The 11,929-nt window shown below is 45.4% G+C and carries 10 protein-coding genes and 1 tRNA gene; 6 read left to right on the forward strand and 5 right to left on the reverse strand.

All coding sequences use genetic code 11. From position 1 onward, the window contains the following. Positions 1–47: 47 nt before the first annotated feature. Positions 48–3,923 (forward strand): DNA-directed DNA polymerase II large subunit, encoded by a 3,876-nt coding sequence (locus J2128_RS08130; RefSeq protein WP_209690629.1) that lies wholly within the window; start codon positions 48–50, stop codon positions 3,921–3,923. 73 nt (positions 3,924–3,996) lie between these two features. Here the strand turns inward: J2128_RS08130 and J2128_RS08135 are convergent, their stop codons facing one another. After that, the gene (locus J2128_RS08135; protein ID WP_209690630.1) at positions 3,997–4,338 is read right to left on the reverse strand and encodes a hypothetical protein; all 342 of its coding nucleotides are present in this window, start codon (positions 4,336–4,338) and stop codon (positions 3,997–3,999) included. Positions 4,339–4,525: 187 nt separating this feature from the next. Between J2128_RS08135 and J2128_RS08140 the strand changes: the two genes are divergently transcribed. The 4 genes from J2128_RS08140 (at position 4,526) to J2128_RS08155 (ending at position 7,663) form a co-directional block, all read left to right on the forward strand. Then, positions 4,526–5,164 (forward strand): class I SAM-dependent methyltransferase, encoded by a 639-nt coding sequence (locus tag J2128_RS08140; RefSeq protein WP_209690631.1) that lies wholly within the window; start codon positions 4,526–4,528, stop codon positions 5,162–5,164. 278 nt (positions 5,165–5,442) lie between these two features. Beyond that, positions 5,443–5,525 (forward strand) — tRNA-Leu (locus J2128_RS08145). A 124-nt stretch (positions 5,526–5,649) separates the two neighbouring features. Then, positions 5,650–6,849 (forward strand): glycoside hydrolase family 3 protein, encoded by a 1,200-nt coding sequence (locus J2128_RS08150; RefSeq protein ID WP_209690632.1) that lies wholly within the window; start codon positions 5,650–5,652, stop codon positions 6,847–6,849. Between the two features lie 208 nt (positions 6,850–7,057). Further along, positions 7,058–7,663 carry an HD domain-containing protein gene (locus J2128_RS08155; RefSeq protein ID WP_209690633.1) on the forward strand — a complete coding sequence of 202 codons (606 nt, stop codon included), beginning with the start codon at positions 7,058–7,060 and terminating at the stop codon, positions 7,661–7,663. Positions 7,664–7,969: 306 nt separating this feature from the next. Here J2128_RS08155 and J2128_RS08160 read toward each other — a convergent pair whose 3' ends face one another. Beyond that, the gene (locus J2128_RS08160; protein ID WP_209690634.1) at positions 7,970–8,671 is read right to left on the reverse strand and encodes a bifunctional 2-polyprenyl-6-hydroxyphenol methylase/3-demethylubiquinol 3-O-methyltransferase UbiG; all 702 of its coding nucleotides are present in this window, start codon (positions 8,669–8,671) and stop codon (positions 7,970–7,972) included. Positions 8,672–9,080: 409 nt separating this feature from the next. On the opposite strand from J2128_RS08160, the gene J2128_RS13020 reads away from it, so the two are divergent. After that, entirely contained in the window at positions 9,081–9,410 is a 330-nt protein-coding gene (locus J2128_RS13020) for a LysE family transporter (RefSeq protein WP_394357557.1), read from the forward strand. A gap of 470 nt (positions 9,411–9,880) precedes the next feature. Here J2128_RS13020 and J2128_RS08170 read toward each other — a convergent pair whose 3' ends face one another. From J2128_RS08170 to J2128_RS08180, 3 genes are read right to left on the reverse strand one after another with little or no spacing between them, the layout of a single operon-like run. Next, a complete protein-coding gene (locus tag J2128_RS08170) occupies positions 9,881–10,210 on the reverse strand; it encodes a DUF5400 family protein (protein WP_209690636.1) in 330 nt (109 codons plus the stop codon). 10 nt (positions 10,211–10,220) lie between these two features. Then, complete coding sequence (locus J2128_RS08175; protein ID WP_209690637.1) at positions 10,221–11,066, reverse strand: DsrE family protein; 846 nt, start codon at positions 11,064–11,066, stop codon at positions 10,221–10,223. A gap of 3 nt (positions 11,067–11,069) precedes the next feature. After that, the gene (locus tag J2128_RS08180; protein ID WP_209690638.1) at positions 11,070–11,750 is read right to left on the reverse strand and encodes a DUF169 domain-containing protein; all 681 of its coding nucleotides are present in this window, start codon (positions 11,748–11,750) and stop codon (positions 11,070–11,072) included. Positions 11,751–11,929 lie beyond the last annotated feature (179 nt).

Genomic DNA, 11,929 nt, shown 5'->3' on the forward strand with positions numbered 1-11,929 from the left:
TCGTTTTTGTGAATATTATATCTGGCATAAGGGACTAATTATGGATTATGCAGGCCTCGCCGGATATGGAAAAATACTTCAAATCGATTGAGGACGCTTTATACAACGCGATAGATATAGCAAAAAAAGCACGTAAGGAGGGTTATGACCCACGTACTGATGTCGAGATCCCGATAGCCAGTGACCTTGCCGACCGTGTTGAAGCTCTTATGGGGTATAAGGGTGTTGCACAGCGCCTGCGTGAGCTTGGGGAAATCATGTCGCGTGAAGAGGTGTCCCTTAAAATCGGTGACGATTTCGTTGCAAAAAAGTTCGGTGAGGAGACAAAGGAAGATATACTTGACCACGCTATCCGTGCGTCGATGGCGCTTTTGACTGAAGGTGTGGTTGCGGCACCGACCGAAGGTATCGGAAAGATTGGCATCGGCAAAAACGATGACGGGACAGAATATTTAAAGATTTATTACGCGGGCCCTATAAGAAGTGCAGGCGGGACTGCACAGGCCCTTTCAGTTCTTGTAGGCGACTACGTCAGAAAAAAGCTCGGCATGAACCGCTACATCCCCCGTGAGGAGGAGATAGAGAGGTATGTCGAGGAGATTAAAAAATACAACTCCATTTTAAGCCTCCAGTATATGCCATCTGATGACGAACTGAGGCATATCATAAAAAACTGCCCTGTGTGCATAGACGGTGAGCCGACCGAAAAGGTCGAGGTCTCAGGCTACAGAAACCTCGAGAGGGTAGAGACCAATGTCGTACGCGGGGGAATGGCTCTTGTCGTTGCGGAAGGTCTGGGGCTGAAGGCTCCGAAGATCCAGAAGATTGTAAGAAAAGTCCACATGGAAGGCTGGGAATGGCTCGACGTTCTTGTGTCAGGGGCGACAAAACCTCCTTCCGACGAAGATGAGGAGCATGAAGAGGGCGGCCCGAAGATAAAACCCAAGGACAAGTATATACGTGACCTTATCGGCGGAAGACCTGTGTTTTCGTATCCAATGAGAAAGGGAGGCTTTCGTTTAAGGTACGGGCGTTCGAGAAACACCGGTTTTGCGGCTGCGGGTTTTAATCCAGCGACTCTTCACCTTCTCGGCGATTTCCTTGCCGTAGGGACGCAGATGAAGGTGGAAAGACCTGGCAAGGCGGCCGGAGTGGTCCCGGTCGATACTATTGAGGGCCCTACGGTAAGGCTTTCTAACGGGGACCTTGTGAGAGTTGATAGAATTGAAGACGCACTCTCCCTGATGCACAGCCGCAGTGTATCAAAGATAATAGATGTCGGTGAAATTCTTGTAAGCTTCGGGGAGTTTCTTGAGAACAACCACGTGCTTGTGCCCTCTTCATACTGCCACGAGTGGTGGACCATGGAGTCTGACGGAAAAAAAAGGCCCTCCGGTGAAAAAGAGGCAATAGAGATTGCAAAGGCAGGGTACTTCCTTCACCCGGATTATATGTACATGTGGGACGATATCACCTGCGATAAAATACGCAGTCTTTCGGAGTTTGTGGAAAAGAACGGTAAGCTGCAGGACGAAATTTTAACGCTCCCTGCAGATCCGGTTCAGAAGGGTGTCCTTGAGGAGCTTCTTGTTCTCCACAGGGTAAGAGACGGAAAAATTCTCATTGACAGGCCTTACGTTTTTCTTGCATGTCTCGGGCTTTCCGAAAATCTTGAAAGTATTTCCTCCCGGGATGACGTATCCTGCGAAAACCCGATGGATATGGTCATGCACCTGTCAGGCTTTAAGATGAGGTCAAAGGCCGGCACAAGAATCGGCGGGCGTATGGGCCGCCCCGGAAAATCAAAGGAGAGAAAGATGAGTCCTCCTCCAAACGGACTGTTCCCCGTAGGTGATGAGGGCGGTTCGAGGCGGTCTTTCCAGGAGGCTTCAAAGAGCAAAGAGAACCGCAGGGGCGGTATAATCCAGACAGATATCGGCCTTAGGAGGTGTGAGGTCTGCGGTAAAGAGACTTTCAGGAACAGGTGCGAGTGCGGTGGTCATACAAAGGCCGTCTTTATCTGCCCCAGGTGCGGGCGCGAGACAAAGAACGGGATGTGTCCTGTATGCAAGGTGGAGGGTGTGTGCCTCCAGAACATCAAGATTGATGTCAAGGAGGAGTATAACAGGGCACTTTCGCACCTCGGCATCAGGGACTCGGAGATAAAGCTGTGCAAGGGTGTCAAGGGCCTGATGTCAAAGGAGAGGTGCGTCGAGCCTCTTGAAAAGGGTGTTTTAAGAGCCGAAAAAGACCTGTATGTCTTCAAGGACGGGACAGTCCGCTATGATATGATTGACCTTCCGCTGACCCATTTCCGACCGGAAGAGATTGGTATTTCATGGCAGAGGCTTGTTGAGCTCGGTTACCCCAGAGACGTATACAAAAAGCCGCTTGAAAGCGATGGACAGGTCCTTGAGCTGAAATGCCAGGACATACTGGTCTCGGAGGACTGCGGGGACTGGCTTTTGAAGGTCGCGAATTTCCTTGACGATATGCTCGTGAAGATTTACGGGATTGAACCTTACTATAAGGCCGAGAGAAAAGAAGATCTGGTGGGACAGCTCCTGATTGGTCTTGCACCGCATACCAGTGCGGGAGTCCTCGTAAGGCTTATCGGCTTTTCAAAAGCTCACGTAGGATACGGCCACCCGTATTTCCATGCCGCAAAAAGGCGCAACTGCTTTGTCGGCGAGACTGAAATCTCGGTTTATGACGGGCAGTGGAGGACTCTTCCGATAAGGGACTTTGTCGTTGAAAATTTCGACCTTTCTAGACCTGAGCTTGACCGCGTCGGCACATACTATTCTGATCCGATGCGGACTTTCTGGACTCATTCGATTGACAGCTACGGTGCCATAAGGATGAGGCGGATTACGTCCGTTTCCATTCACCGTGCACCGAAGTCGCTTATTATGTTTAAGACCGGCAGGGGAAAGTCGGTTACTGTCACTTTCGATCACGCGATGCTTGTCTGTGATATGGCGTACCAGAGGAAGATAAAGGCGGTGGAATTAAATGTCGGCGATTACGTCCCGGTATTTGAAAACGGCGTTATGATAACCGACATTGTAAAGGAGAAGATTATTCTTGAGTCTGCTGAGGACTATGTGTACTGCCTGACCGTCGACGCCGATCATACCCTTTCTGCAAACGGCATCTTTACGGGCCAGTGCGACGGCGACGAGGACTGCGTTATGCTTCTTCTTGACGGTCTCATAAACTTCTCGAAGGCGTTTCTGCCGGAGACCCGCGGCGGCTCTATGGACGCTCCCCTTGTCCTTACGAAAAGGATTGACCCGGCGGAGGTCGACGGTGAGTGCCACAACGTAGATGCATGCGACCATTATCCCCTGAAGATGTACCTTGCGGCGCTTGAGTATACTCACCCCAAAGATATCGAAAAGGAGGTTGACCACGTGGACTTAAGGCTAGGGACGCCCGCACAGTACGAGGGGATTATGTTCACCCATGATACTTCCGATATCTCGGCAGGGCCCCTTATTTCGTCGTACAATACGCTTACGACCATGATTGAAAAGCTTGAGGCCGAACTTGAGCTGGGAAAGATTATTCGTGCGGTCGATGAAAGCGATGTTGCGGAGAGGGTCTTAAAAACGCATTTTATCAGGGATATCATGGGAAACCTCAACTCTTTTTCAAAGCAGACCGTAAGGTGCACGAGGTGCAATTCTAAGTACCGCAGGATGCCTATCGCCGGAAAGTGCACTAAGTGCGGAAACAAGCTTATCGCAACGGTTCACGAGGGTTCGGTCAAAAAATATCTCGATATGTCGATAAAGATGTGCGAGGAGTATGACGTCTCGGAGTACACCCGCCAGAGGGTGGAGGTTTTGAGGATGGCTATTCTTTCCACGTTCGGTGAGCCCCCGGAAAAACAGCTCGGGCTTGCCGACTTTATGTAATATTTTTTAGTTTTTAAAGGGATACGTCTTTAATAATACTTGTTTTTTCAAATGCCCCGGTGAAAGCTGTTAACTACCTCCTGATTAGAATTCCCTTCATCAAATCGCTATCATTCGTTTTATCATATATCAGTTTTATTTCCTCTTCGTTACAACCGAGGAGAATTTTAATTTCACTATCCCTTTTGTATAAATCAACAGTGCATATTATTGCATTAGCACCTGTTTTCCCGGAACCGCACCAGACATCAATTCCTTCACCATCGTGTGAGGTTGTTTTATCAAGGTAACCGTAATCGACAGGGTATATAAAATCCGGGTATTTTGGATGATTACTTCCCTTTGGGCGGTCGATAACTATTTTTGATTCAGAAACGAGTTTATCGACTGCTGTCCAGAACTCTTTGTTGTCCATATTCTACACTTTTGTCTGTAGGATTATTTTTGATGGTGTATACTCTCTTTTTAAGTGCATACGGTTTTTATATGTGAAATTGACCGGTGTTTAATCCACCCCGGAGTCTTTTGAAACGTCGTCAAAACGGTGGGCAGCATTAGGCAGGGGCAATTTATATCAGGCTTGCGTTTAATAAAGTCCGGTTATGGTTATTCCGAATGAATATGACGATGTCCAGAGAAGATGTGTTCCGAACTTTGAGGCGTTTTTCGGGACTGTCGCCGGGTATATCAGGCCGTATGATACTAAAATCCTTGAACTTGCTTCGGGAACAGGATTTTTAACTGAAATGATTGTAAAAAAATGTCCCGGTTCTGATATTACGTGCGTTGATATTGACAAAGACATGCTTGATTTTGCCGCAGGGAAACCTTCGCTTTCAGATGTGAATTTCATTCACTGCGATATGAAGGATTACAGGTCAGGGGAATTTGACGTGGTTATTTTAACGCAGGCTGTCTTTGCGTTAAGTGACGATGAGAGAAAGTCATTTCTCGCCGATATTTATGGTATGCTGAAGAAAGGCGGAAGGTTTGTCTGTGGTGATATGTTTTCTCCTGAAAGTGATTTTGAAAAAAAGGTTTATAAGGAAAAATGGGCTGAAGTGATGCTTAAAAACGGGTTTTCAGATGAGGAGACCTGCGGGATGCTCAACCCTCTCGACGGTTACTGCCGGGATAATACCGTCCTTTCGTTTGTCAGTGAGTTAAAGGATGTGGGATTTAGTGAGGTGATTTCACCTTACAGGTGCGGTTATTACAGTGTTGTTGTTTCTTACAGGTAAACACGAATAAACTAAAGACTCAAAAAAAAGAAAGACAGAAATGGTCAGATCCCAAAAAAAGGCAAAAAATCCTGATTTTTTTCAGGACAGTTATTTTATGGCGGCTGAGACGGATTTTGTTTTGTAATGTTGTTTTTATGAATCCTTTAAATTGGTGAAAGGACAAATGATATAGGTGTATTGTGCACCGGCAGCGAAAGTTTTTGTCTGCTGATGCAGTACTCGCGGTCTTTAATCTTTAAAGATGCATACATGTATAAGTCCTGATTTTTTTACAGGCGAGGGTAGCCAAGTGGTCAACGGCGGTGGACTCAAGATCCACTCACGCAGGTGTTCGCGGGTTCGACTCCCTCCCCTCGCACTTTGGAATTGGGTTATAGTTATCTTTTGAGTTATGTCCCTGTAACATCTGATATCACAAAATTAAAATTGTAAACTTTATCTCATTTCCTGTTATACAACCAATATCAAACATTGGTGACAAAATGAATAGGGAGCTTTTTTCTATATCTGTTTTATTTTGCCTGATTGCAGTTATTTTTATAGCCGGCTGTACCGGGGATCCAAAGTATAACGAACAGACTAAGACACCTGATGATCTGGTGGCTTATGACTCCAAAAACGAGTGTATGATTCCGGATGCGACACTGGATGAAAAAATAGGCCAGATGATTATGGTAGGCTTCCGGGGATTTACCGCAGATAATGACTCACAGATTGCCGATGATATAAGAGATGGAAGAATTGGCGGAGTAATCCTATTCGATCGCGATGTGGCCTTAAACAGCAGTGAGAGAAATATCAAATCACCTGAACAGGTTCTTTTGCTAAACAGCCAGCTCCGGGGCTATGCAGGAGAAATCCCTCTCTTTATTTCAGTTGACCAGGAAGGCGGTAAAATCTGCCGTCTCAGGGAAAGTTATGGATTTCCGGCAGTTTCCTCCGCCGGGTATCTTGGCAGCATGGACAATGAGACTATAACGCGTGATGCCGGAAGCATTCTTGCAAATACCGTAAAAGATGCCGGGTTCAATATGAATTTTGCTCCTGTTGTTGACCTGATGGTTAATCCGGATTCTCCGGCAATAGGAAAGCTTAACAGAAGTTTTTCAAAAGACCCGGATGTTGTATCCCGCAATGCCGGATGGATTATTGATGAACACCAAAAAGCAGGTATAATTACAGCGATAAAGCATTTCCCCGGTCACGGGAGTGCGATGGCGGATTCCCATGCGGGTTTTACCGATGTGACGGATTCATGGAGCGAGGAGGAGCTTATACCATATCAAATCCTGGTAGATGAGGGTATTCCGGATATGGTGATGACTGCACATATCTATAACCAAAATATCGATCCCGATTATCCTGCAACCCTCTCGGAAAAAACCATAACAGGTATTCTCAGAAACAGGCTGGGTTATGACGGCGTCGTAATTACCGATGCGATGGATATGGGCGCAATTGCCAATAATTACGGAATGAAGGAAGCCTTAAATCTTTCAATAAATGCCGGCTGCGATATAATTCTCTTTGCAAACAATATCGTCTATGATGAAAGGATTGCAGAGAATGCGACAGGACTGATAAAGGAGCTTATACAGGAAGGTGAAATCACGGAGGAGAGGATAAACGAGTCGTATGACAGAATAATCCGGCTAAAGATGAAATACAGAATGTGCGAATAGTATGGTCTTTTCCATATGTTTCGTATACATTTTTCTAATTTAAAATTTTGAAGAGGTGTGGTTTTGAGAGATCGTTTGGCAGAGGAGCTTATTGTAGAATAATAACTATCATTCCCTTGTGAGTGCATTTGCCCCCGCAATTGGGCAGTATATAATAGTCTGCATATGGCAAACCCCTTATTTCTGCCAAGCGCCAACCTCTCTTAACATGGAAAACACTGGGATTGAGAAGATACTGTTTTTTGTTGAAACTTTCTTCAGAAAGTCAGGATCACATGGTCTTGATCACACACTTCGTGTCACCCGACTCTGCGTAGAAATAGGAAAAGCCGAAGGAGCAGATATGCAGATTCTTATTCCTGCCGCTCTCTTTCACGATGTTGCCCGTCCGCTGGAAAAGGAAACAGGTATTCCGCACGAAGAGGAAGGAGCACGAATTGCAGAGGAATATCTCAGATCAAATGGCTGCGATGAAAACCGTATCCATGCAATTGTTCATGCAATACGCTCTCACCGCTACAGCACAGGCACTAAACCTGAAACTCCTGAGGCGAAGATTCTTTCTGACGCTGACAAACTCGATGCCATAGGGGCAGTCGGGATTGCACGGACTTTTATGCAGGCAGGAGAACGTGGGGACGGTATTGAAGGTGCCACTGCTCATATCCATGAAAAACTGCTAAAACTCAGAGAACTGATGTACACAGACACCGCGAAAGAGATGGCCGGAGAAAGGCATACTCTGCTGCAACAGTTTGCCGGCGCCTTGGAGGATGAGACCATAAACTCCGGGGATGTTCATCTGTGGAGCTGATCTCAATAAGGTATGGATAAAGTGTCATATTTCTTATGACATGGACAATTTCATTTTAAAAAGTCCGAAAGCGCTTCATCAGTAAAAGGCGGTGAGCTTATTTTTCAAGTTCTCAGTGTCTGTGTAAAAATTAATTTAAGATCCATTCACAGATAGGGGTAATATGAAAATCCTGATTATAAGCCCGATAGGGCAATTCAATTGAATGCTCTGAGATATGGCTGTCAGATCTCATTTTGCCGCATCGTGCTGTGAGTATAAATTTGCGAAAATTTTTAAGTATATTTTGGAGAGCTTCACTGTGATTTATCTTGCCAAGACCATAAGGGAATATCCGCCGAATATTCTTACCGTCAGATCATTATTTAATGGAAAAAGGTATTTCCTTGGTAATTTGACAAGTTTGTCCTTTATTCCATAATTATGGCCCAGAGAATATCCTGGTGTATAAAAATAGTCAATTATTTCATAATCCATATCTTTTAAGGTCTGAATAATAATGTCCTTTGAGAAAGAATGAAGATGACCAACTTTATTTCGCTGATTTAGACTAAATCTATGGAATATAGCTGCCAATGCAAAAAATTCCAGAGGAATATGGAATATCTTATAGTCACTTTTATTTTTTATATTTCTCAAATAAGTGAAGTAATCCTCAAGATGTTCGATCAAATCAATTAACAAAAGGACGTCATAATGAACGTCTTCTTCCAGCATGAAGTCTTTTAGTATAAAATTTAAATGGCTGTTGGTTTTATTCAGGCAGAGATTATATGCCTGGGGGGAAATTTCATATCCTGAAAATTCGCAGTTATCATTAAGTATTATCTGAAGCTGTTTTAGGATTTCACCCGCGCCGCATCCTACTTCGCAGATGGATTTGGGATGGAGGTTGTTTCTCCGGATGATTTTATGAATCTGTCTGGCTTTCCATGGAGAATCTTCTACATCCCACGTGGGGTTTATCCGAAAATATTCTCCATTTGTATAACTGTCTGGAATATTCATAAATACTCTGTAAAATGCGTTTGAGATTTTCTATAATTCGTTTATTCATGGATCAATAAATATATTCTGATTCCCTCCCTCTGATCGAACCTTATATACTCTGACTTTTAATTCAGTCCATCGGATTCATGATGTACTCATAATTATAATATTTTGATATTGGACCCATTATATCTGGTTTGCACTTCAATACCCTGATTTCAGGGTATTTGGGTCACTTTACCCCCTGATTCATAAAACCGGAGAAAGAAATTAATTTTTGTAAAGGTAATGCAATGATCTTAAAGGGCCTCAAATTCGGGATGTTGTTGCAGCTTGCCATAGGTCCAATGTTTAATGGTGTTCAACACTTCCGCTACATACGGATTTTTTAACGGACTGTATCTTGTTTTTGGCCCTCATTGATGCTTTGTATATTGCCTTATCGTATGCCGGCATCGCCGTTATTATCAGCAGGAAAAGAGTACAGGCGGCTGTAATAATTGCGGGCTGTCTGGTTCTGGTCATGTTAGGTGTGAACACAATAGCAGGTGCTTTTGATATATCTTTTCTGCCCCGCATTGCATTGTTCTCCGACGTACCTGGAAGAAATCTGTTTGTACAGGGGTTACTTCTGACGGCGTCAAATCCCCTGACCATTGTTTTTTGGAGCGGTGTGGTCTCTGCGCAGATACTGGTGAACAAATGGAATAAAAAACAGGTCTTTTTTTTGCCGCCGGCTGTGTCATGTCTACGATGATTTTCCTGACAGTCACCGCAGCACTTGGGTATGTACCGGGAAGCTTTCTGCCTCTGATTATAGTGAGACTCCTGAACGTGGCGGTAGGTGTTGCCTTAATATTATTCGGAATAAGATTCCTGTTAAAAAGGGATAATAGCGGAGCAACTGCCTCATTAGTTCATTAAAAAATGCCAAAATTGCCTGTATTTTATGGTCCCGGAAATCATCGCTGCAGCAATGTACTATAAAGCCCGGAGAGAAGGGTTTTTTCAAAAATTCTGGCTTATCTGATTTTTGGCTTTTCTTTTCCTGTATTATGAAGCTTTTATTTCAATAATATTCTAAATGCCTGTCTGGTCACGCCAGCCTGGCAGGGTATAGCTTTGCCGTTTTGGGCAACAGCCATGGACATGGCGGCATACAGGTAGTGACAAAGGAGACAAAATTTAAAAAAATAAGGAGGCTGCTGTAAAAAAAAGATAATATTCTTACAGTGCAACTGCGGCTATGGCGAGGACCGGGAGCATCGTAACAAGGGCAAGGTGCGGTGCATAGGCAGGGGCAGTCTGTATTGAGTACTTCAGAGTCGGCCAGATTTGTGTGTATGCAGTAATTGTTGTCAGAACCTGGAGGACTGCGGCGGCAATGACTACTGCCGGGATTGCCGTCGCAACTGCTGCGATGGTTGCAGCAAAGGCTAATATCAGCACCCCGAAGTGCACTGCAAGACGCATCCCGGTCATCCGGAATGTGATGAACCCGGTGGTGATGCCGCTCAGAAGTACTGCAAGGGCAATAACAAGGTATGTGTATTCCATTTTTTTCACCTCAGAAATTTACCACCGCGTTGGCGGGGTTACTTATAAGGTCGATATAAGTTGCTGCACCGGCTATTGTCATGCCGGAAACGAGATTGGTCTCGTTTATACCCCGGAACTGTGCAGAAAGCTCACAGACGTAGATTTTTGCACCCGCTTTGATGACCTCGTCCATAAGACTGTCGAGCCTGTCAAATGCGGGGTGCTTTACACCTGCCGCAGCTCCCTGTCTTGCCATGCTGGCCCCGTCCATGAGCAGAAAGATTGTAACCGTCTTTCCCATAGAAAGCGCCACCTTCGAGAAGAGGAAGGTTGCATAAGCCCTTTCGGCGTTGCTTATTCCGTTGCTCTGGACGATTACGACGGATTTGCGGCTTCCTGAAAGAACAGTCTTATCTTCCGATGCCGAAACTTCGGCCTTTTCGGCGATGAGGTAGCTTTGTTCTCCCTTCTCTCCCTTCTCTATGACACGTGAGCCTTTGGCCGTTACTGCACGGGCGATGTCTTCCAGTGTGGATTTGCTTGAACACTTCACCTTAAGCCGTTCTCCTGTCTGGAGTGAGTCAAGGATGTTTCCTACGGTAATGGCGGGGCCGGGGCAGGTGTCGCCTGTTACATCTACCTCCTGCATCACGATTTCACGCGGACTCATCCTCACTTCGATGTCGTCGCCGTTTTTTCCTGTCTCAAGGGTATATCCGAACTTTGCTGCAACCTTGTCCATACCCTCCTCGGCACCGGGACTGACGAGGAATATGACTTCTTCATCTGGCCCTGCGGAATGCCTGATGACGTTTTCTGCAAGTATGCAGGAGTTCGGTGATTTTATCCCCCGTGCAGGGATTGTCTTAACCATGATTTACCCCCACTTTTCTGCGAAGAGTTTTAGTGCTTCAACTATTCCCGGCAGTTCTTTTGGTGGTATGCCGAGGATTACCTCGTCTTCCGCGATACCCGAGTTTTTGCGTGACCCGTTGCACCCGAGAGTCATATTTAAAACGCCGCGCTGCTTTACGGCCACGACCGCATCAGCACAAACCGACTGGATCCCGGAATAATCACTCGATACTCTGCCGCCTGTGGCATACAGGTAGGCCTGGCTTAGCCTGAGAGCCTGTCTTGGTGTTGCAACTATTACTACGACGTCGGGCTCAAACTCTGCCGATTCAAGCGGAGAGTATATGGATGCGTAGGACTTTGTTGTGCATTTAGGGATTGCCGACACAGTCTCGAGTGCTCCTTCGGCGGTTTTGAAGTTGCCCAGGGTATGATACATTTTGCCGTTTGCAACTGATTCTGGAAGCTTTTCTATTCCCATTACCCCTGCCCCGCCTTTGCAGAGGTGCTCGCTTCTTGTCGCATAGCCTTTCATGCCCTTAAGTCTTGAGTCCTGTACGAACTGGCAGTGTCTGCTCCTTTCCTGAATCTTCTGGTAGCCTGACGGTATGTCTGCTTCTGTCTCTGCAATCTTTACTGCAACAGGACTTCCTTTAAGCCCCAGTATCTCTTTCAGTTCTTTTCCTGTCTTTTCATATGACATTGTTTTTTCCTCCGGTCGTTCAATTGTCCTGGTGTCCAGGCTTCTTTTCAATTTGGTATAACTATACTGTATAGTACAAAATATATTAATGTTTTGATGAGATCTCATCTTTATCGGGATCTGTGTGGAGCAATAACAGTTATATGCCGGGAAATGTTTATTGCCTAATGGAAAATTAT

This window comes from Methanomicrobium sp. W14 (assembly GCF_017875315.1).
GTDB lineage: Archaea > Halobacteriota > Methanomicrobia > Methanomicrobiales > Methanomicrobiaceae > Methanomicrobium.

Bases quoted from the DNA above. Each gene is read 5' to 3' on its own strand.
- J2128_RS08130 (WP_209690629.1), top strand. From the start codon at position 48: ATGCAGGCCTCGCCGGATATGGAAAAATACTTCAAATCGATTGAGGAC.
- J2128_RS08135 (WP_209690630.1), bottom strand. From the start codon at position 4,338: ATGGACAACAAAGAGTTCTGGACAGCAGTCGATAAACTCGTTTCTGAA.
- J2128_RS08140 (WP_209690631.1), top strand. From the start codon at position 4,526: ATGGTTATTCCGAATGAATATGACGATGTCCAGAGAAGATGTGTTCCG.
- J2128_RS08150 (WP_209690632.1), top strand. From the start codon at position 5,650: ATGAATAGGGAGCTTTTTTCTATATCTGTTTTATTTTGCCTGATTGCA.
- J2128_RS08155 (WP_209690633.1), top strand. From the start codon at position 7,058: ATGGAAAACACTGGGATTGAGAAGATACTGTTTTTTGTTGAAACTTTC.
- J2128_RS08160 (WP_209690634.1), bottom strand. From the start codon at position 8,671: ATGAATATTCCAGACAGTTATACAAATGGAGAATATTTTCGGATAAAC.
- J2128_RS08170 (WP_209690636.1), bottom strand. From the start codon at position 10,210: ATGGAATACACATACCTTGTTATTGCCCTTGCAGTACTTCTGAGCGGC.
- J2128_RS08175 (WP_209690637.1), bottom strand. From the start codon at position 11,066: ATGGTTAAGACAATCCCTGCACGGGGGATAAAATCACCGAACTCCTGC.
- J2128_RS08180 (WP_209690638.1), bottom strand. From the start codon at position 11,750: ATGTCATATGAAAAGACAGGAAAAGAACTGAAAGAGATACTGGGGCTT.